Origin of the sequence: Streptomyces sp. NPDC059002, assembly GCF_042740435.1 — a bacterium.
In the GTDB taxonomy this organism is placed as follows: Bacteria; Actinomycetota; Actinomycetes; order Streptomycetales; family Streptomycetaceae; genus Streptomyces.
On record NZ_JBHYJI010000101.1, the window covers coordinates 1 to 17,496 of the forward strand.

At 71.5% G+C, this 17,496-nt stretch carries 18 protein-coding genes; 7 read left to right on the forward strand and 11 right to left on the reverse strand.

Annotated elements, in window-relative coordinates; genetic code table 11:
* Positions 1-80: 80 nt before the first annotated feature.
* The 4 genes from ACFWZ2_RS42045 to ACFWZ2_RS42060 form a co-directional block, all read right to left on the reverse strand.
* The gene (locus ACFWZ2_RS42045) at positions 81-482 is read right to left on the reverse strand and encodes a Fur family transcriptional regulator (protein ID WP_384555082.1); all 402 of its coding nucleotides are present in this window, start codon (positions 480-482) and stop codon (positions 81-83) included.
* A 95-nt stretch (positions 483-577) separates the two neighbouring features.
* Complete coding sequence (locus ACFWZ2_RS42050; RefSeq protein ID WP_384555083.1) at positions 578-1,468, reverse strand: metal ABC transporter permease; 891 nt, start codon at positions 1,466-1,468, stop codon at positions 578-580.
* A 13-nt stretch (positions 1,469-1,481) separates the two neighbouring features.
* A complete protein-coding gene (locus ACFWZ2_RS42055) occupies positions 1,482-2,264 on the reverse strand; it encodes a metal ABC transporter ATP-binding protein (protein ID WP_384555084.1) in 783 nt (260 codons plus the stop codon).
* Between the two features lie 32 nt (positions 2,265-2,296).
* Positions 2,297-3,268, reverse strand: coding sequence for a metal ABC transporter substrate-binding protein (locus ACFWZ2_RS42060; RefSeq protein ID WP_384555085.1), 972 nt, complete (start codon positions 3,266-3,268; stop codon positions 2,297-2,299).
* A gap of 174 nt (positions 3,269-3,442) precedes the next feature.
* Between ACFWZ2_RS42060 and ACFWZ2_RS42065 the strand changes: the two genes are divergently transcribed.
* Both ACFWZ2_RS42065 and ACFWZ2_RS42070 read left to right on the forward strand, forming a co-directional pair.
* Complete coding sequence (locus ACFWZ2_RS42065) at positions 3,443-4,825, forward strand: glycine--tRNA ligase (RefSeq protein ID WP_384555086.1); 1,383 nt, start codon at positions 3,443-3,445, stop codon at positions 4,823-4,825.
* A 74-nt stretch (positions 4,826-4,899) separates the two neighbouring features.
* Positions 4,900-5,112 (forward strand): hypothetical protein, encoded by a 213-nt coding sequence (locus ACFWZ2_RS42070; RefSeq protein WP_384555087.1) that lies wholly within the window; start codon positions 4,900-4,902, stop codon positions 5,110-5,112.
* Between the two features lie 3 nt (positions 5,113-5,115).
* On the opposite strand, the gene ACFWZ2_RS42075 is transcribed toward ACFWZ2_RS42070, so the two are convergent.
* A complete protein-coding gene (locus tag ACFWZ2_RS42075) occupies positions 5,116-5,901 on the reverse strand; it encodes a helix-turn-helix domain-containing protein (protein WP_384555088.1) in 786 nt (261 codons plus the stop codon).
* Positions 5,902-5,979: 78 nt separating this feature from the next.
* Between ACFWZ2_RS42075 and ACFWZ2_RS42080 the strand changes: the two genes are divergently transcribed.
* The 3 genes from ACFWZ2_RS42080 (at position 5,980) to ACFWZ2_RS42090 (ending at position 7,742) form a co-directional block, all read left to right on the forward strand.
* The gene (locus ACFWZ2_RS42080) at positions 5,980-6,423 is read left to right on the forward strand and encodes a VOC family protein (RefSeq protein WP_384555089.1); all 444 of its coding nucleotides are present in this window, start codon (positions 5,980-5,982) and stop codon (positions 6,421-6,423) included.
* 45 nt (positions 6,424-6,468) lie between these two features.
* A complete protein-coding gene (locus ACFWZ2_RS42085; RefSeq protein ID WP_384555090.1) occupies positions 6,469-7,110 on the forward strand; it encodes a class I SAM-dependent DNA methyltransferase in 642 nt (213 codons plus the stop codon).
* 104 nt (positions 7,111-7,214) lie between these two features.
* A complete protein-coding gene (locus ACFWZ2_RS42090; protein ID WP_384555091.1) occupies positions 7,215-7,742 on the forward strand; it encodes a hypothetical protein in 528 nt (175 codons plus the stop codon).
* Positions 7,743-7,764: 22 nt separating this feature from the next.
* Here the strand turns inward: ACFWZ2_RS42090 and ACFWZ2_RS42095 are convergent, their stop codons facing one another.
* The 4 genes from ACFWZ2_RS42095 to ACFWZ2_RS42110 all read right to left on the reverse strand — a co-directional run bounded on the left by ACFWZ2_RS42095 (position 7,765) and on the right by ACFWZ2_RS42110 (position 12,425).
* Positions 7,765-8,349 carry a TetR family transcriptional regulator gene (locus ACFWZ2_RS42095; RefSeq protein WP_384555092.1) on the reverse strand — a complete coding sequence of 195 codons (585 nt, stop codon included), beginning with the start codon at positions 8,347-8,349 and terminating at the stop codon, positions 7,765-7,767.
* Positions 8,350-8,374: 25 nt separating this feature from the next.
* Positions 8,375-9,391 (reverse strand): aldo/keto reductase, encoded by a 1,017-nt coding sequence (locus tag ACFWZ2_RS42100; RefSeq protein ID WP_384555093.1) that lies wholly within the window; start codon positions 9,389-9,391, stop codon positions 8,375-8,377.
* A gap of 55 nt (positions 9,392-9,446) precedes the next feature.
* Complete coding sequence (locus ACFWZ2_RS42105; protein ID WP_384555094.1) at positions 9,447-10,916, reverse strand: MFS transporter; 1,470 nt, start codon at positions 10,914-10,916, stop codon at positions 9,447-9,449.
* Between the two features lie 66 nt (positions 10,917-10,982).
* Positions 10,983-12,425, reverse strand: a complete 1,443-nt coding sequence (locus tag ACFWZ2_RS42110; RefSeq protein ID WP_384555095.1) for an MFS transporter — start codon at positions 12,423-12,425, stop codon at positions 10,983-10,985.
* Between the two features lie 101 nt (positions 12,426-12,526).
* Between ACFWZ2_RS42110 and ACFWZ2_RS42115 the strand changes: the two genes are divergently transcribed.
* Both ACFWZ2_RS42115 and dusB read left to right on the forward strand, forming a co-directional pair.
* Positions 12,527-13,390: a helix-turn-helix transcriptional regulator gene (locus ACFWZ2_RS42115; protein WP_384555096.1), complete on the forward strand. Its 864-nt coding sequence runs from the start codon at positions 12,527-12,529 to the stop codon at positions 13,388-13,390.
* 47 nt (positions 13,391-13,437) lie between these two features.
* Positions 13,438-14,577, forward strand: a complete 1,140-nt coding sequence (gene dusB / locus ACFWZ2_RS42120; protein ID WP_384555097.1) for a tRNA dihydrouridine synthase DusB — start codon at positions 13,438-13,440, stop codon at positions 14,575-14,577.
* Between the two features lie 14 nt (positions 14,578-14,591).
* On the opposite strand, the gene ACFWZ2_RS42125 is transcribed toward dusB, so the two are convergent.
* Both ACFWZ2_RS42125 and ACFWZ2_RS42130 read right to left on the reverse strand, forming a co-directional pair.
* Positions 14,592-15,866, reverse strand: coding sequence for a cytochrome P450 (locus ACFWZ2_RS42125; RefSeq protein WP_384555098.1), 1,275 nt, complete (start codon positions 15,864-15,866; stop codon positions 14,592-14,594).
* 46 nt (positions 15,867-15,912) lie between these two features.
* On the reverse strand, positions 15,913-17,292 hold the full coding sequence (locus ACFWZ2_RS42130; RefSeq protein WP_384555099.1) for a glutamine synthetase family protein: 1,380 nt from the start codon (positions 17,290-17,292) through the stop codon (positions 15,913-15,915).
* Between the last annotated feature and the right edge of the window lie 204 nt (positions 17,293-17,496).

Genomic DNA, 17,496 nt, shown 5'->3' on the forward strand with positions numbered 1-17,496 from the left:
GCCGGTTGTTTGGGGCGGGGCTTGGGGGCGGGGCCCGCACGGTCTTCTGCCGGGTGCGGGCCCCTCCCGTACGCCGGGGGCTACTTGCTCGCGCAGTCCGCGCAGGTGCCGAAGATCTCCACCGTGTGCGCCACGTTCACATAGCCGTGCTCCGCGGCGATCGCCTCGGCCCACTTCTCGACCGCCGGGCCCTCCACCTCGACGGCCTTGCCGCAGACGCGGCAGACCAGATGGTGGTGGTGCTCGCCGGTCGAGCATCTGCGGTAGACCGTCTCTCCCTCGCTGGTGCGCAACGCGTCGACCTCGCCCGCGTCGGCGAGGGACTGGAGGGTGCGGTAGACCGTGGTGAGGCCGACGGAGTCGCCCTTGTGCTTGAGCATGTCGTGCAGCTCCTGCGCACTGCGGAACTCGTCCACGTCGTCGAGCGCCGCCGCCACTGCCGCGCGCTGGCGGGTCGACCTGCCTCGAACCGGGGCTCCCACGGTTGCCTCCTCGCGTCTGCGCTCTGGTCCTGCCGCCTGAGCCTGCCGCCGCTCAAGCCTGCCGAGCCATTGTGCCAGGTTGCCCTGAGCTCAGGTCAGAGCTTGGCGCCCGCCTGGGCCGGAACGGTGCACTCCGCCGGGTCGCCCGCGGCCTGCGCGGCGGCGGCCGCCCGCGCTCTGCGCCTGGCCAGCGGGGTGGCGAGCACCGTCAGGGCGATGAAGACCCCGATGGTGAGCAGCACGATCGTCGCGCCGGGCGGCACGTCCTGGTAGTACGAGGTGACGGTGCCGCCGAGCGTCACCGCGACGCCGATCGCCACCGAGACCGCGAAGGTCGCGGCGAAGCTCCGGGTGAGCTGCTGGGCGGCCGCGACCGGCACCACCATCAGGGCGGAGACCAGGAGCAGGCCCACGACCCGCATGGCGACGGTGACGGTGACCGCGGCGGTCACCGCCGTCAGCAGATTGAGGGCACGCACCGGCAGGCCCGTCACCCGTGCGAACTCCTCGTCCTGGCTGACCGCGAAGAGCTGGCGGCGCAGCCCCAGGGTGACCAGGACCACAAAGGCGGCGAGCAGACAGATCGCCGTGACGTCCTGCTCGGAGACCGTGGAGAGCGAGCCGAAGAGGTACGACTGGAGGTTCGCGTTCGAGCCGCCGGGGGCGAGGTTGATGAACATGACGCCGCCCGCCATGCCGCCGTAGAACAGCATCGCGAGGGCGATGTCGCCGCGCGTCTTGCCGTACCAGCGGATCAGTTCCATGACCACGGCGCCGACGATCGCGACCGCCGTCGCCATCCACACGGGAGACGTCGAGAGCAGGAAGCCGAGGCCGACACCGGTCATCGCGACGTGGCCGATGCCGTCGCCCATCAGGGCCTGGCGGCGCTGCACGAGGTAGATGCCGACGGCGGGCGCGGTGATGCCGACCAGGACGGCGGCGAGCAGCGCCCGCTGCATGAAGGCGTAGTTGAGGAGTTCCATCGTTCTTGCGTCCTCAGGTGAGCAGGCCGGTACGGACCGGCTCCGCGTCGGCGGTGTGCGGGTGGACGTGGTCGTGGCCGGGCAGCGCGTGCTGGCCGACGGCCTCCGGGGGCGGCCCGTCGTGCAGGACGCAGCCGTCGCGCAGGACCACGGCACGGTCGATGAGCGGTTCCAGCGGCCCCAGTTCGTGCAGGACGAGGAGGACCGATGTGCCCCTGGCGACCTGCTCGCGCAGGGTCGCGGCGAGGATCTCCTGGCTGGCCAGGTCGACGCCGGCCATCGGCTCGTCCATGATCAGCAGCTCCGGCTCGGAGGCCAGCGCACGGGCGATGAGTACGCGCTGGTGCTGGCCGCCGGAGAGGGCGTTCACGGAGTCCTTGGCGCGGTCGGCGAGGCCCACGAGCCCGATGGCGCGGGCGACGGCCTCCCGGTCGGCCTTGCGCAGCACGCCGAAGCGGGCGCGGGAGAGCCGACCGGAGGCGACGACCTCGGTGATCGTGGCGGGCACGCCGCCCGCCGCGGTGGTGCGCTGCGGGACGTACCCGACGCGGGACCAGTCGCGGAAGCGGCGGCGCGGCGTACCGAAGATCTCCACGTCGCCGCCGGTGGCGGGGACCTGGCCGATGATCGTGCGCACGGCCGTCGACTTGCCCGAGCCGTTGGCACCGAGCAGCGCCACGACCTCACCGCGCCCGACCTTGAGGTCGATGCCGCGCAGGACGGGGCGCGAGCCGAGCTCGGCCGTCACCTTGCGCAGGGATATGACGGCCTCGCCGGTGTCGGCCTGCTTGCTCATGGCTCGTGCCTCCATAGCCGCGGGAGTGGGGGTCACTTGGCGCCCAGGGCCTTCTGCAGGGCCTTGAGGTTGGACTCCATGACCTGGATGTAGTCGGTGCCCTTGGAGTCGTCGGTGATGCCCTCGATCGGGTCGAGCACATCGGTCTTCAGGCCGGTGTCCTTGGCGAGGGTCTGCGCCGTCTTGTCGCTGACGAGCGTCTCGTAGAAGACCGTGGTGACCCCGTCGGCCTTCGCCATCTTCTGGAGTTCCTTGACGCGCTTGTTGCTGGGCTCGGCCTCGGGGTCCAGGCCGCTGATGGCCTCCTCGGTGAGGCCGTAGCGCTCGGCGAGGTAGCCGAAGGCGGCGTGGGTGGTGATGAAGACCTTGCTCTTGGTGTTCTTCAGGCCGTCCTTGAAGGTCTTGTTCAGGCCGTCGAGCTTCTTCACGAGCTTCGCGGTGTTCTTCTTGTACGTCGCCGCGTTGTCCGGGTCGGCCTTCTCCAGGGCCTTGCCGACGCCCTCGGCGACCTCGGCGTACTTCACCGGGTCGAGCCAGATGTGCGGGTCGGCGCCCTCGTGCGAGTGGTCGTGGCCGTGGTCGTCGTGACCCTCTTCGCCGTGCTCGTCGGCGTGCCCGCCGACCTCGTCGCCGTGCTTCTCCAGGCCGGTCAGGGACGCGGCGTCGACCTTGGTCTTGATGCCGGACTGGTCGATCGCGTCGTCGACGGCGGGCTGCAGGCCCTTGAGGTAGAGGGCCACGTCGGACTCTTCGAGCTGTCCGCGCTGCTTGGCGGAGACGTCCAGGTCGTGCGGCTCCTGGCCGGGCTCGGTGAGGTTCGTGACGGAGACGTGGTCGCCGCCTATCTGCTCCGCGAGGTACTGCATGGGGTAGAACGACGCCACCACGTCGAGCTTGCCGTCGTTGTCGCTCGCGGCCGACGAGGAGCAGGCGGTCAGCGCGGTGAGGCCGAGGACGGTGGCGGAGGCAAGCGCGGCGGTGGGTATCAGGCGTCGTACGTTCATGACACTCATTTTCAACAAATGTGGAAACGATTGTCAACAAGCGGTCCGGGCCCCTGCCGCGCAGGAACCGATTTGATTAGGGGGGTAAGGCCGCCGGTAACCTGAAGCATTCGCTCCCGAAGCCGCTGCCCCGGCAGTCATCGCTTCGTCCGCCGTCGTAATGAAGAGAGCACCGTGGCCGCCGACAAGATCGACACCATCGTCAGCCTGAGCAAGCGCCGTGGCTTCGTTTTTCCCTGCAGTGAGATCTACGGCGGTCAGCGCGCCGCCTGGGACTACGGGCCGCTCGGCGTCGAGCTGAAGGAGAACCTCAAGCGCCAGTGGTGGCGCTACATGGTCACCTCGCGCGAGGACGTCGTCGGCATCGACTCGTCGGTGATCCTGGCGAGCGAGGTCTGGCAGGCCTCCGGCCATGTCGCGACCTTCTCCGACCCGCTCACCGAGTGCCTCTCCTGCCACAAGCGCCACCGCGCCGACCACCTGGAAGAGGCGTACGAGGCCAAGCACAACCGCCCGCCGGCCAACGGTCTCGCGGACATCAACTGCCCCAACTGCGGCACCAAGGGCCAGTTCACCGAGCCCAAGCAGTTCTCCGGCATGCTCGCCACGCACCTCGGCCCCACGCAGGACAGCGGCTCCGTCGCCTACCTGCGCCCCGAGACCGCGCAGGGCATCTTCACCAACTTCGCCCAGGTCCAGCAGACTTCGCGCCGCAAGCCGCCGTTCGGCATCGCGCAGATGGGCAAGTCCTTCCGCAACGAGATCACGCCCGGCAACTTCATCTTCCGCACCCGCGAGTTCGAGCAGATGGAGATGGAGTTCTTCGTCAAGCCGGGCGAGGACGAGAAGTGGCAGGAGTACTGGATGGAGCAGCGCTGGAACTGGTACACCGGCCTGGGCCTGCGCGAGGAGAACATGCGGTGGTACGAGCACCCGAAGGAGAAGCTCTCCCACTACTCCAAGCGCACCGCTGACATCGAGTACCGCTTCCAGTTCGGCGGCAGCGAGTGGGGCGAGCTGGAAGGCGTCGCCAACCGCACGGACTACGACCTGTCCGCGCACTCCAAGGCGTCCGGCCAGGACCTGTCGTACTTCGACCAGGAGGCCGGCGAGCGCTGGACCCCCTACGTCATCGAGCCCGCGGCCGGTGTCGGCCGCACGATGCTGGCGTTCCTCCTCGACTCCTACATCGAGGACGAGGCCCCCAACGCCAAGGGCAAGCTGGAGAAGCGCACGGTCATGCGCTTCGACCACCGCATCGCCCCGGTGAAGGTCGCGGTGCTTCCGCTCTCCCGCAACCCCGAGCTGTCCCCGAAGGCCAAGGGCCTGGCGACCGCCCTGCGGCAGAACTGGAACATCGAGTTCGACGACGCGGGCGCCATCGGCCGCCGCTACCGCCGCCAGGACGAGATCGGCACGCCGTACTGCGTCACGGTCGACTTCGACACCCTCGACGACAACGCCGTGACGGTGCGCGAGCGTGACTCGATGAAGCAGGAGCGGGTCTCCCTCGACCAGATCGAGGGCTACCTGGCGACGCGCCTCGTGGGCTGCTGACGCCCGTACGTGCCCCGCGCGAAGCCCCCGGTTCCGGGTTATGGAACCGGGGGCTTCCGTGCACACTGAGGCCCATGCTTCCAATGACCACGAGCAAGGTCAGCAGATGGGACCAGCACGGGCGCGAACACGTCGTCCAGGTCCAGAAGGCGGGCATGCAGCGGCAGTTGAGCTGCGGGACCTGCGGGTGGCGCAGGAAGGCGCAGTTCCTGCCGTGGCTCAAGGCCGAGGAACACCTGGCGGAGGCGCATCAGGCGACGGTGGATCCGTCGGCCCCGGCTTCGTAGGGGTCAGTGCCGCGCAGGGGTCAGTACGAGGACCGCGGTGTCCTGCGGCTGCGGGGTGAGCAGCAGGGTCATGCCGTACGCACGGGGCGTGCCGTCGCCCCCGGGCGCGATCCCGACCGTCCGCGGGGCGAAGTCGCCGACCGAGCGGCACGCCCACCACGCCGTCAGGTCCGGCCGTGCGGAGTCGAGCCGTCCGGTGAGCCGCCGGAGGTCCTCGGCCCCGGGGCGGCGGTCCGCGCGGGTGCGGAAGTGCCGGTGCAGGTCCATCGCGACGGGCTCCCAGTCGGGCAGCACGCGCTGGTGCCGGGCGTCACCGACCAGCAGGAGCAGCAGATTGCGCCGGTCCGCAGGGATGTCCGCGGGATCGGGCCACACAGCGGCGTACGCGCGGTTCCAGGCGAGGATGTCCAGGGCGGGGCCCAGCAGGAGCGCCGGACTGTCGGGCCAACTGTCCAGCATCGCGCGGAGGTTCGGGTCGTACGGGGCGCTCGGCTCGTCGGCGGCGGGGGCGAACCCGGCGAGGGCCAGCGCGTGCCGGTGGGCGTCGGCGTCGAGACGCAGCGCGCGGGCGACCGCGTCCAGCACCTGCCGCGAGGTGTCCACGCGGCCCTGCTCCAGCCAGGTGTACCAGGCCACGGAGACGCCCGAGAGCGCGGCGACCTCCTCGCGTCGCAGGCCCTTCGTGCGGCGGCGGGCGGTGCTCGGCAGCCCGACGTCGGCGGGGGAGAGGAGCTCGCGGTGCGCGCGCAGGAAGCCGCCCAGTTCGTGTCGCAGGGCCGTGGTCTCCATGAGCCCAGCCTATGACCTGCGCTCACCCCCACAGATGCCTGCCTGGCTACGGCGATCAGGAGCGCGGAGGCTGAAGCCATGACCGAACAGACAAGCCCCGTACCCGCCCCCACGATGTGGCGCCTTCGCAACGACTCATCGGACCTGCCCGAACCCCGCACCTACACCCGGGTCTTCACCGGACCCGGCACGCTCGACTCGGTGGCCGCCTTCTACGAGCGGGTGCTCGGCAGGGAACGGGACCTGTGGTTCGCGTACCCGGAGAAGAACCTCGCCCTCGCGGCGGTCGGCAGCTTCCTCCTCGTCGAGGGCACGGAGGAGGCCCTGGCCCCGTTCCGCACGACGCACGGCACGCTCCTGGTCGACTCGGCGCAGCCCTACCTGGACCGCCTCGTCGCGGAGGGCGCGGAGATCGTCTACCCCCTGGTCAAGGTCCCCACGGGCTCGGGCTTCACGGCCCGCCACCCCGACGGCACGCTCATCGAGTACGTGGAGCACCGGCCGACGGAGGAGGGGCTGTAGGCCCCGAGGGGCGTGGTTGTCAGAGGCAGCCCTTAGGGTCCGCCTGTGACTGAATCCTCCACGTACCTCAATGAGACGGCGAACGCCTACGACTCCATAGCCACGGTGTACGCCGGACTGGCCCGCGACGACCTGGAAGCCCCTTCGCCGGACCGCGCGTGGATCTCCGCGTTCGCCGACCAGGTACGGGCCGACGGCGCGGGAACCGTCGCCGAGTTGGGCTGCGGCCCCGGCCCGGTGACGGCCCTCCTGCGGGACCTCGGCCTGGACGCCTTCGGCGTGGACCTGTCGCCGGTGATGATCGGGCTGGCCCGCGAGGCCCACCCGGACATCCGCTTCGAGGTCGGCTCCATGGACGCCCTCGACCTGCCGGACGGCGGCCTGTCCGGCGTCGTGTCCTGGTACTCGGTGATCCACACGCCGCCGCGGGAACTGCCGCCGTACTTCGAGGAGTTCCACCGGGTCCTGGCCCCCGGCGGTCATCTGCTGCTCGGCTTCTTCGAGTCGGAGGGCGCCCCGGTCACCCCGTTCGACCACAAGGTGACCACGGCGTACCGCTGGCCGATCGACGAGCTCGCGGGCCTCGCGGCCGGGGCCGGTTTCGCGGAGGTGGGCCGGATGCTGCGCGAACCGGGCGAGGGGGAGCGTTTCCGGCGCGGTCATCTGCTGATGCGCAGGAGCAAGTAACGTACTGGGTGTATGGGGCAGGGAAGCGGTCGCTTCCCTGCCCCGCCTCAATCGTCGACGGGTGACACGACGGCGGTGCCGTCGTCGGGAGAAGTGAGCAACTCATGGCCATGGTGGGCCTGTTCTGGATCGCCGAGGGCGACGTGTACGTGGGCGCGAAGCCGTCCGGGCTCGCTCCCGGCGTGCGGCTGACCCCCGAGGGCGTGATGGGCCTCGGCGACGGACAGGCCGACCTGCACCTGTGGGAGGACGTGCGCGCCCTGACGGTGGCGGACGTCCCCGTGAAGTCCCTGCTGCGCAAGGTCGGCGCGGTCAAGGACCGGGCCCTGCACACGGTGAAGGAACTGGCCATGCCCGTGAGCCCCGGCCTGGTGGACGAGGCCCCCGCGCTGATGACGGTGCGTGTGACGACGTCCGGCGGCGACCGCGAGCTCGCGGCCTACGTCGCCGCGGCCGTCGGCTACCCCCAGACCGAGGTCGACCTCTCCCGCGCCCTCCTGACCCGCCTCACGGAAGGCGCCGCGACGATGTCCACGACGCTGGCGGCGATGTCGGAGTGGGGCCGCGCGGGCGAGGGCTCGGCACCCCGGGCGTCCCAGCGGGAGAAGCTCCTGCGGGAGTGGCTGGGCTAGGGCCCGTCCGCCCCCGGTCCGCCTAGGCCCGCAGTCCGCGCACCGTCAGGTCGAGCACCGCGGTGAACGCGGACTCGATGCCGGGGCGGGACCAGTGCGGGGCGTAGGACGGATCGTGGAAGCGGCTCGTGGCGTCGAAGACGGCGCGGGCCGACACGGCGGGGTCCGGCGCGGTGAAGTCGCCCGCGTCCACGCCCTGTTGGACGATCGCGGTGAGCTGTCCCGTGAGATCGGCGATGTGGTCGTCGACCACGTCGCTGTTCTCGTCGGTCAACACCGTGTACGTGGCGAAGAGTTCGGGATCGTCACCGGCCTTGTGCTGCTTGGCCTCGAAGAGGGCGGCCAGCCAGTGGCGCAGCTTCGCCTCCGGGGACCCGGCGCCGGTGACGATCACGGAGAGGGAATCGGAGGTCCGGTCCAGCCAGCGCCGCGTCACCGCGCCGCGCAGCTCCGCCTTCGTACGGAAGTGGCGGTAGACCGTGCCGTGGCTCACCCCCAGGGCGCGCGCCACGTCGACGACCGTGGCCTTGGCCGCGCCGTGCCTGCGCAGCACCTCCTCGGTCGCTTCGAGGATGCGCTCGGGGGTCAGTGGAGCCGCGGTTGCCATGCCATAGACCGTACCCGGGGGCAGCTCAGTGCTCGCTGTCGAGGTGTGCCATCTGCGCCTCCGGGTAGCGCGCCCCGGCCGCCGCGTCCGCGGGCACGGCCTCCTCGATCGCGGCGAGGTCCGCGTCGTCGAGCGTCACGTCGAGCGCGCCGAGCGCCTCGTCGAGCCGGTCGCGGCGGCGGGCGCCGACCAGCGGCACGACGGCCGCGTCGTGCCGGGGACCCTGGGCGAGCACCCAGGCGATCGCGATCTGCGCGACGCTGACGCCCCGCTGCTCGGCGATCTTGCGCAGCGCGTCGACCAGGTCGAGGTTGCGGTCGAGGTTCTCGCCCTGGAAGCGGGGGCTCATCGAGCGGAAGTCGTTCGCGGCGAGCTTGCGGTCGCGGGTGAAGTGGCCGGAGATCAGTCCGCGCGACAGCACGCCGTACGCCGTGACGCCGATGCCCAGTTCGGCGACCGTCGGCAGGATCTCCGCCTCGATGCCGCGCGAGATGAGGGAGTACTCGATCTGCAGGTCGGAGATGGGGGCGGTGGCGGCGGCCCGGCGGATCGTGTCGGCGCCGACCTCGGAGAGGCCGATGTGCCGGACGTGCCCCTTCTCGACCAGCTCCGCGATGGCGCCCACCGTCTCCTCGACGGGCACGTCGGGGTCGATGCGGGCGATGCGGTAGACGTCGATGTGGTCGACGCCGAGGCGCTGCAGCGAGTACGCGGCGAAGTTCTGCACCGCGGCCGGGCGGCCGTCGTAGCCGGACCAGCCGCCGTCCGGGTCGCGCAGGGCGCCGAACTTGACGCTGGTGAGCGCCTGTTCGCGGCGGGCGGCCGGGGCGGTGCGCAGGGCCTCGCCGATCAGCAGTTCGTTGTGCCCCATGGCGTAGAAGTCGCCGGTGTCCAGGAGCGTGACGCCCGCTTCGAGGGCGGCGTGGATGGTCGCGATGGATTCGGTGCGGTCGGCCTCGCCGTAGAGGGTGGACATCCCCATGCAGCCGAGGCCGAGGGGGGAGGTGCGGGGGCCGGTGGTTCCGAGGGTGAGAGTACGCATGCGTCCACCATGACATGACAGATGACAGATTTCAATATCTGTCATCTGTCATCTGTCACCCGTCATTCAATGTGTGCCGCTCCCTGCCGCTCGCCGCGGGCGCCTCGCCCGCGAAGAGCTCCGCCGTCCGCTCGGCCGTCCCGCGCGCCCACCGCCCGCTGGTCACCGCCCCGAGCACCAGGACCGCGAGCCCGCAGCCCGCGATGATCCACCAGGCGGGGCGGCTCGCCGCCGTGAAGCCCCGCGCGTACGAGGACGAGGCGACGCCCGACGCGAGGACCGCGCCGATCACCGCGACGCCGAGGGTCTGGCCGATCTGGCGGCTCGTCGAGGCGACCGCGGCCGCGACGCCCGCCTGGGCCCGCGGCATCCCCGCCACCGCCGTGTTCGTGATCGGGGCGTTCACGAAGCCGAAGCCGAGCCCGAACAGGACGTACGCGAGGAACCGGGTCGCAGCCGAGTTCTCCGCCTCGAAGGCCGCGAAGAGGACCCCGGAGACCGTCATCGCGAGGCCGGCGACCACCAGCGAGAGGCGCGGGCCCCGGCTGCCGACCAGGCGGCCCGACAGCGGCGCGCAGACCAGCGTCATGGCCGCCATCGGCAGCATCCACAGGCCCGCGTGCAGCGCGTCGAGGCCGCGCACGTCCTGGAGGTAGAGCGTCGAGAGGAAGAGGAAGCCGCCGAGCGAGGCGAACGCGCAGATCGCGATCGCCGTGGCGCCGCTGAACGGCGCCGAGCGGAAGAAGCGCAGGTCGATGAGGGGCTCCGCGCGGCGCGGCTCGTACCGGAGCAGACCGATCAGGCCGAGCAGCGCCGCGCCCGCGAAGGAGAGGATCAGCGGCGACGTCCACCCCGCGCTGGGGGCCTCGATGATCGCGTACGTCAGGGCGCCGAGCAGCACGATCACAAGCAGCTGCCCGACCGGGTCGGGGCGGCGCGGCCGGGGTGCGCGGGACTCGGGGACGTACCGCATGGTGAGGAACAGCGCGGCGAGGCCCACCGGCAGATTGACCCAGAAGATCGAGCGCCAGCCGACCGAGTCCACGAGCAGCCCGCCCACCAGCGGGCCCGCCGCCATGGAGATGCCGACGACACCGCCCCAGACCCCGATGGCGCGGGCCCGTTCGCGCGGCTCGGTGAAGGTGTTGGTGATGATCGACATCGCGACCGGGTTGAGCATCGAGCCGCCGACCGCCTGGATCATGCGGAAGGCCACCAGCGATGCGAGGTCGGGCGCGAGCGAGCAGAGCACCGAGCCGACGGTGAAGGTGACGAGGCCCGCCTGGAAGACCTTGCGGCGGCCGATCCGGTCGGCCGTCGAGCCCGCCAGCATGAGGAGCGAGGCGAGGACGAGCGTGTACGCGTCGATCGTCCACTGCATGCCCGAGACGCTCGCGTCGAACTCCTTCTGCATGGTGGGGAGCGCGACGTTCAGGATGGTGTTGTCGAGGCTGACGATCAGCAGGCTCATGCAGCAGATCGCCAGGACCAGCAGGCGTCCGCGGTGGGTGAGTTCATCGGGCATGTATCCGAAGGTAGTCCTCGTCGCGGCCCCCGGCCCGGCCGGGACCGGGGCCCGCGGACGGCCCGCTCAGGCCAGCCTGCGCGGCAGCCGCAGGCTCAGCAGCGCCAGGCCGAGCAGCCCCACGAGCTGCACCCCCAGCACGATCACGAACGCGTCCCGCATGCCCGACCCCGGCACGAGCGCAAGGAACAGCGAGCCGAGCGTCGCGACACCCGCGGCCAGGCACGACTGCTGCACGGTCGCCGCGAGACCGCTGCCCGCGCCCGCCCGCGCGGCAGGCACCGCGGCGAGCGCCACCCGGTAGTAGAGCGCGAGCTGGACGCCCTGCCCGAGCCCGCACAGCAGCAGCCCGGGGGCGAGGGCGAGCGGGGTGAGGGCGGACCACGGCGTCCACAGCACCGTCAGGCCGAGCACCGCGAGGCCCGTGGCATGCACCAGGGCGGCGCGGGGCATCGCACGGCTGCCCCAGCGGCGCACGAGCCGCGGCACCAGCATCGACGCCGGGATCTGCGTGAGCCCCATGGGGATCACGGTCAGGCCCGCCTTCAACGCCCCGTAGTGCAGCCCCTGTTGGAGCAGGATCGCGAAGCCGAACATGAAGCCGCTGAACCCGAGGAAGATCGGCAGGCCGAGCACCAGGCTCTTGCGCACGGCGGGCTCGCGCAGCAGCGAAGGCGGAAGCAGCGGACTGCCGCCGGTGCGCTCGGCACGGCTCTCCACCGCCCCGAACGCCCAGCCGAGCAGCGGCGCCGCGACCAGGAGCAGCACGGACCACAGGGGCCAGCCCGTCGCCCGGCCCTCCGTCAGGGGCAGCAGCAGCGCGGTCAGCGCACCCGCGAACAGGACGGTGCCGAGGACGTCGCCCCGCGCGGGCCGCTCGGCCCGGCTGTCCGGCACCGCGCGCCCGCCGACGAGCAGGGCCGCCGCCGCGATCGGCACATTGATCAGGAACACCGCGCGCCAGCCGGTGCCGAGAACGTCCGCGGCGACCAGCGCGCCGCCGAGCGCCTGGCCCAGCAGGCCCCCGATGCCGCTCATGGCGCCGTACAGGGCGACGGCCTTCGCCCGCCGCTCGCCCCGCGTCGTCGCGTGGATCGTGGCGAGGACCTGCGGCAGCATCAGCGCGGACGCGGCGCCCTGCGCGACCCGCGCCCCCACCAGCCACCACGCGCCGGGCGCGAGCCCGCAGGCCAGCGAGGTCAGCCCGAAGGCGGCCACGCCCCACAGGAAGAGCCTCCTGCGCCCGAATGTGTCGCCGAGCCGGCCGCCGAGCACGAGGAGCACGGCGTACGCGACCGCATAGCCCGCGACCACCATCTCCAGCGTGGCGGGGGACGCGTGCAGATCGCGCTCGATGCTCGGCAGGGCGACGTTGACGATGAAGAAGTCGATGCTGGACAGGGAGGCGCCGAGGAGGACGGTGAACAGGCCGAGAGGGGTGAGGGAGCCGGGAGGGGGCGCTTCGGTGGTGCCCGCGCCGACGGTGTCCGTGCTGGTCTGAAGAGTCACGGATACGACGATGTTCCGGCCCTCAGAGGGGTACCAGAGTGTCTTTATCCTGGTACCAGGGGCACCTGGAAACAGGCTGCGGTACAGGCCACCCTTGGAGGGTGACCGTTACAGCCCATCGGGCGGAGCCCGCTGCCGACATCCGCCGCCAAGAGCTCGCCGCCTTCCTGCGCAGCCGCCGCGAACGCGTCACGCCCGAGCAGGCGGGCCTGCCGCGCGGCACCCGGCGCCGCACCCCCGGCCTGCGCCGCGAGGAGGTCGCCCAGCTCTCCTCCGTGGGCGTCACCTGGTACACGTGGCTGGAGCAGGCCCGGCCCATCAAGGTGTCGGCGCAGGTCATCGACGCCATCGCGCGGTCCCTCCTGATGGACCCCAGCGAGCGCGCCCACCTCTTCGCGCTCGCGGGCGCCGTCGACCCGCGCCCCGAGGCCGAGTGCACGGCGCTCTCCGCACCGGTCCGCCGCCTGATGCACCGCGTCGCCCCCTACCCGGCCACCGTGCAGAACGGCCGCTACGACGTCCTCGCCTACAACCGCCCCTGGACCCATGTCTTCGGCGACTTCGACGCGATGGAGCCGCGCGACCGCAACTGCCTGTGGCTCCTCGCCACCAGCGAGAGCTGGCGCGAGACCTTCGTCGACCGGGACGAGATGCTGCGCGACCTGGTCGCCAAGTTCCGGGGCGCGATGGCCGAGCACGGCGCGGAGCCCCTCTGGAAGGAGCTGCGCGACCGGCTCCTCGGGGTGTCCGCCGAGTTCCGGGAGCTGTGGGAGCGGCACGAGGTGGCGACCATGGCGCCGCACGTCAAGCGCTATCAGCACCCCCAGGTCGGGCTGCTCCGCCTGGAGCACCGCATGCTGTGGATGGCCCCGCTGGCGCAGGCGCACCGCCTCATCGCATACGTCCCCGCCGACGACGAGACCGAGGAGCGCCTGGAACGCCTGGCGGAGCAGTCGGGGGAGTGAGGGACAATAGAGGCTTGCCCCCTTGCCCGTACGCCCCGGAGAGCCCGATGCCGTCCCAGCCGCAGCCGTTGTCGATCGGCCCGCACACCGTGCAGCCGCCCGTCGTGCTCGCCCCCATGGCGGGCATCACGAACGCGCCGTTCCGGACGCTGTGCCGTGAGTTCTCCGGCGGCAAGGGTCTCTTCGTCAGCGAGATGATCACCACCCGCGCCCTGGTCGAGCGCAACGAGAAGACCATGCAGCTGATCCACTTCGACGAGACCGAGAAGCCCCGCTCGATCCAGCTGTACGGCGTCGACCCCGCGACCGTCGGCAAGGCCGTCCGCATGATCGCCGAGGAGAACCTCGCCGACCACATCGACCTGAACTTCGGCTGCCCCGTCCCCAAGGTCACCCGCAAGGGCGGCGGCTCCGCGCTCCCCTACAAGCGCCACCTGCTGCGCGCGATCCTGCGCGAGGCGGTCTCCGGCGCGGGCGACCTGCCCGTCACGATGAAGATGCGCAAGGGCATCGACGACGACCACATCACGTTCCTCGACGCGGGCCGCATCGCCGTCGAGGAGGGCGTGACGGCCATCGCGCTGCACGGCCGCACCGCCGCCCAGCACTACGGCGGCACGGCCGACTGGGACGCCATCGCCCGCCTCAAGGAACACGTCCCCGAGATCCCCGTGCTCGGCAACGGCGACATCTGGTCGGCCGCCGACGCCGTCCGCATGATGGCCGAGACCGGCTGCGACGGCGTCGTCGTCGGCCGCGGCTGCCTCGGCCGCCCCTGGCTCTTCGGCGACCTGGTCGCCGCCTTCGAGGGCACGGGCGCGCCCAAGGCCCCCGACCTGCGCGAGGTCTCCAAGGTCATGCTCCGCCACGCCGCCCTCCTCGGCGAGTGGATCGGCGACGAGGCGCGCGGCGTCATCGACTTCCGCAAGCACGTCGCCTGGTACCTGAAGGGCTTCGCGGTCGGCTCCGAGATGCGCAAGCGCCTCGCGATCACGTCGTCCCTCGCCGAACTGGAGGACGGCCTCGGCGAGTTGGACCTCGACCAGTCCTGGCCCCTCGGCGCGGACGGCCCGCGCGGCCGCACGTCGGGCAACAACCGCGTGGTCCTGCCGGACGGCTGGCTGAAGGACCCGTACGACTGCGCGGGCGTGAGCGAAGAGGCGGAACTGGACACGTCGGGCGGCTGAGCCCCCGCCCCCGCCTACTTCAGCGTCACCGTCACCGGCAGCTCCTTGATCCCGTTGACGAAGTTGGACCGCACACGCCGCACCTCACCGCTGACGCGGATGTCCGCCAACCTCGGCAGCAGCTCCTCGAACATGATCCGCATCTCGAGCCGGGCAAGGGAGTTGCCGAGGCAGAAGTGCGGGCTGCCCTTGCCGAAGGTGACGTGGTCGTTGTCCGTGCGGGTGACGTCGAAGCGGTACGGATCCGGGAAGACGTCCTCGTCACGGTTGCCGGAGGCGAACCAGAGGACGACCTTGTCGCCTTCGCGGATCAGCTTGCCGCCGAGCTCGACGTCACGGGTCGCCGTGCGCCGGAAGTGATAGACGGGCGAGGCCCACCGCAGGCACTCCTCGACGGCGCCGGGGATCAGCGAGGGATCGGCGACGAGCTTGGCGCGCTCCTCGGGGTGTTCGATGAGCGCGAGCATGGAGTGCGAGATGGCGTGCCGGGTGGTCTCGTTCCCGGCGACGACGAGCAGCAGGAAGTAGTTGTCGAAGTCGGTGTCGGAGAGCGGAACGCCGTCCCTGGGCGAGCTGTTGACCAGCGCGCTCACCAGGTCGTCCCCGCTGCCGCCGCGCCGCCGGGCAGCCAACTCCCTTCCGTACGCGAAGACTTCGAGGGAGGCGGGCGACCTGAAGGGAAGATTCCTGTACTGCTCGCTCTCCGCACTCCCCAACAGCACGTCGGCATAGTCGGGGTCGGTGTTGCCGATGATGCGGTTGCCCCACTCGATGAGCTGCTGCGTGTCGTCCTCGGGCACATCGAGCATGCGGGCGAGCACGTTGATGGGAAAGTCGGCGGAGACCTCCCGCACGAAGTCGAAGGTGCCCTTGGGTAGGGCGGCGTCGAGCGTGCGGGCCGTGAGTCCCCGCAGAAAGGTCTCGAACGTCGCCACGGCACGCGGCGTGAACCGCTTCTGCAGGATGAGCCGCATGGCCCGGTGCCGCATCCCGTCGGTCTCCAACAGGGAGCGGCGCAGGGCGATGTAGTCCTCGTCGACCTCCTCCAGATTGGTGAACCGCTCCGAGGTGAAGGTCTCGGGGTCGCGGTCCACGCGCACGATGTCGGCGTGCCGGGTGACCGCCCAGAAACCGGAGTTGGGCGCGGGCTCGGGCTGCCAGTGGACGGGGTCCTCGCGGCGCAGCACGTCGAACATCCGCCAGGGCAGGGTGCCGTCGGTGAAGCGGTCGTTGTCGGAGAGGTCGACGTCGCGAAGGGCGAGGGGCGGGAGGTCCGTGACCGTACGCATGGACGTACTCCTTACTCGGGCGCGTGCGGTTGTCCGGGGAGGGCGGTCAGATGAGGAAGGCGTACTCCGTGAACTCCCAGTCCGTGACGCTCTGTTGGAACCGTTCGAGTTCATTGCGCTTGTACGTGAGGAAGGCCCCGGTGAAACCGGCGCCGAGGAGCCCGGTGAGCGCCTCGTCGGCCTCCAGGGCGTCGAGGGCGGTGGTGAGGGTGCCGGGCAGCAGGGGCGCGGAGGTCACGTCGTAGCCGTAGCCCTCCAGCGGGGCGGGCAGCTCCGGTTTGTCGCGGATGCCGAGGAGGATTCCCGCGACGGCCCCGGCGATCACCAGATACGGGTTGGCGGACGCGTCGCCGAGGCGCAGCTCCAGCCGGGTGCCCGCGCCGCGCTCGGGCGGAATGCGGACCATCGCGCTGCGGTTGTCCAGGCCCCAGTCGATCAGCCAGGGGGCGAGGGTGTCGGGCCCGAAGCGCTTGTAGGAGTTGATGGTCGGATTGAGCAGGGCGGTCAGCGCGGGGGCGTGCGCGAGGACGCCGGCGATGGCGTGCCGGGCGGTGGCGGACAGGCCGTCCCGGGCCCCGGGGTCGTCGAAGACATTGTGCCCCGCGGCGTCGACCAGCGAGATGTGCAGATGGAAGCCGGAGCCGCCGAGGTCGTTGAACGGCTTGGCCATGAACGTCGCGAGCCGCCCCTCGTGCCGGGCCGTCTCCTTCACCGCGGCCTTGAAGCGGAACGCGCGGTCGGCGGCGTCCAGGGCCTCGGAATGGGTGAGGTTGATCTCGAACTGCCCGCCGTCGAACTCGTGGTTGCCCGCGATGACGCCGATGCCGAGCGCGTCCAACTGCCGCAGGGTGCGCAGCAGATGACCGTCCGGGTCGCCGCGCCGCCCCGCGCTGTACACGTTCCCGGTGGCGCCGCCGTAGGGCACCCAGCCCGATGGCGCCCCGGCGTCCGCCTCGCACAGGAAGTACTCCAACTCGGGCCCGACGACCGGGGTGAGGCCGCCGCTCCCGGCGTGGTCGGCGGTGCTCGCGAGCACCCGGCGCAGCAGGTCGCGGGGCGACTCGGGGGCGGGCTCGCCGGTGCGGGGGTCGACGGTGTCGCCCAGGCACCAGGACACGCCCGGCTCCCAGGGCAGCGGCTGCAGGGTGCTCAGATCCGGGTGTACGCAGATGTCCGGCAGCCCCGCGTCCAGGCCGCCCGCGACGGGGACGACGTCGCCGCGGGGGCTGGTGTGGTACACGGCCCGGCAGAAGGTCAGGCCGTGCTCGCAGGCGCCCGGCAGCTGGCCCACCAGGATGTCGCGACCGCGGTCGGCGCCGATGAGATCGGGATAGATGACGCGTACGACGTCGGTCCCCTGCTCCCGTAGGGCCCGTACGGCCTCCGGGGTCCCCTGCCCGCGCAGTGGTGCGCTCGCTTCACTCACCCGTGTCCCGCCTTTCGGGAGGGGGGCACTGCGTGCGTGCCTTGTCGTTTGACTTCAAACGATATGAAGCGCCGGACCCCCGCGTCAATCCCTTGCGGGTGACGGGAGTTGCCCTCTCGGCGCCGCCCCCTCCCTGTAGGAGCAACAACCCCGCCGCTCCGCGGCGGATCGTCCCCACCCGCCCGCCCGTTGCTCTGCGCCGGG

What these genes read in the sequence shown, in the direction of transcription:
- ACFWZ2_RS42070 (WP_384555087.1), top strand. Translation starts at nt 4,900, where the DNA reads ATGCTTCCAATGACCACGAGCAAGGTCAGCAGATGGGACCAGCACGGG.
- ACFWZ2_RS42055 (WP_384555084.1), bottom strand. Translation starts at nt 2,264, where the DNA reads ATGAGCAAGCAGGCCGACACCGGCGAGGCCGTCATATCCCTGCGCAAG.
- ACFWZ2_RS42050 (WP_384555083.1), bottom strand. Translation starts at nt 1,468, where the DNA reads ATGGAACTCCTCAACTACGCCTTCATGCAGCGGGCGCTGCTCGCCGCC.
- ACFWZ2_RS42095 (WP_384555092.1), bottom strand. Translation starts at nt 8,349, where the DNA reads ATGGCAACCGCGGCTCCACTGACCCCCGAGCGCATCCTCGAAGCGACC.
- ACFWZ2_RS42125 (WP_384555098.1), bottom strand. Translation starts at nt 15,866, where the DNA reads ATGCGTACGGTCACGGACCTCCCGCCCCTCGCCCTTCGCGACGTCGAC.
- dusB (WP_384555097.1), top strand. Translation starts at nt 13,438, where the DNA reads ATGCCGTCCCAGCCGCAGCCGTTGTCGATCGGCCCGCACACCGTGCAG.
- ACFWZ2_RS42100 (WP_384555093.1), bottom strand. Translation starts at nt 9,391, where the DNA reads ATGCGTACTCTCACCCTCGGAACCACCGGCCCCCGCACCTCCCCCCTC.
- ACFWZ2_RS42090 (WP_384555091.1), top strand. Translation starts at nt 7,215, where the DNA reads ATGGCCATGGTGGGCCTGTTCTGGATCGCCGAGGGCGACGTGTACGTG.
- ACFWZ2_RS42080 (WP_384555089.1), top strand. Translation starts at nt 5,980, where the DNA reads ATGACCGAACAGACAAGCCCCGTACCCGCCCCCACGATGTGGCGCCTT.
- ACFWZ2_RS42105 (WP_384555094.1), bottom strand. Translation starts at nt 10,916, where the DNA reads ATGCCCGATGAACTCACCCACCGCGGACGCCTGCTGGTCCTGGCGATC.
- ACFWZ2_RS42075 (WP_384555088.1), bottom strand. Translation starts at nt 5,901, where the DNA reads ATGGAGACCACGGCCCTGCGACACGAACTGGGCGGCTTCCTGCGCGCG.
- ACFWZ2_RS42060 (WP_384555085.1), bottom strand. Translation starts at nt 3,268, where the DNA reads ATGAACGTACGACGCCTGATACCCACCGCCGCGCTTGCCTCCGCCACC.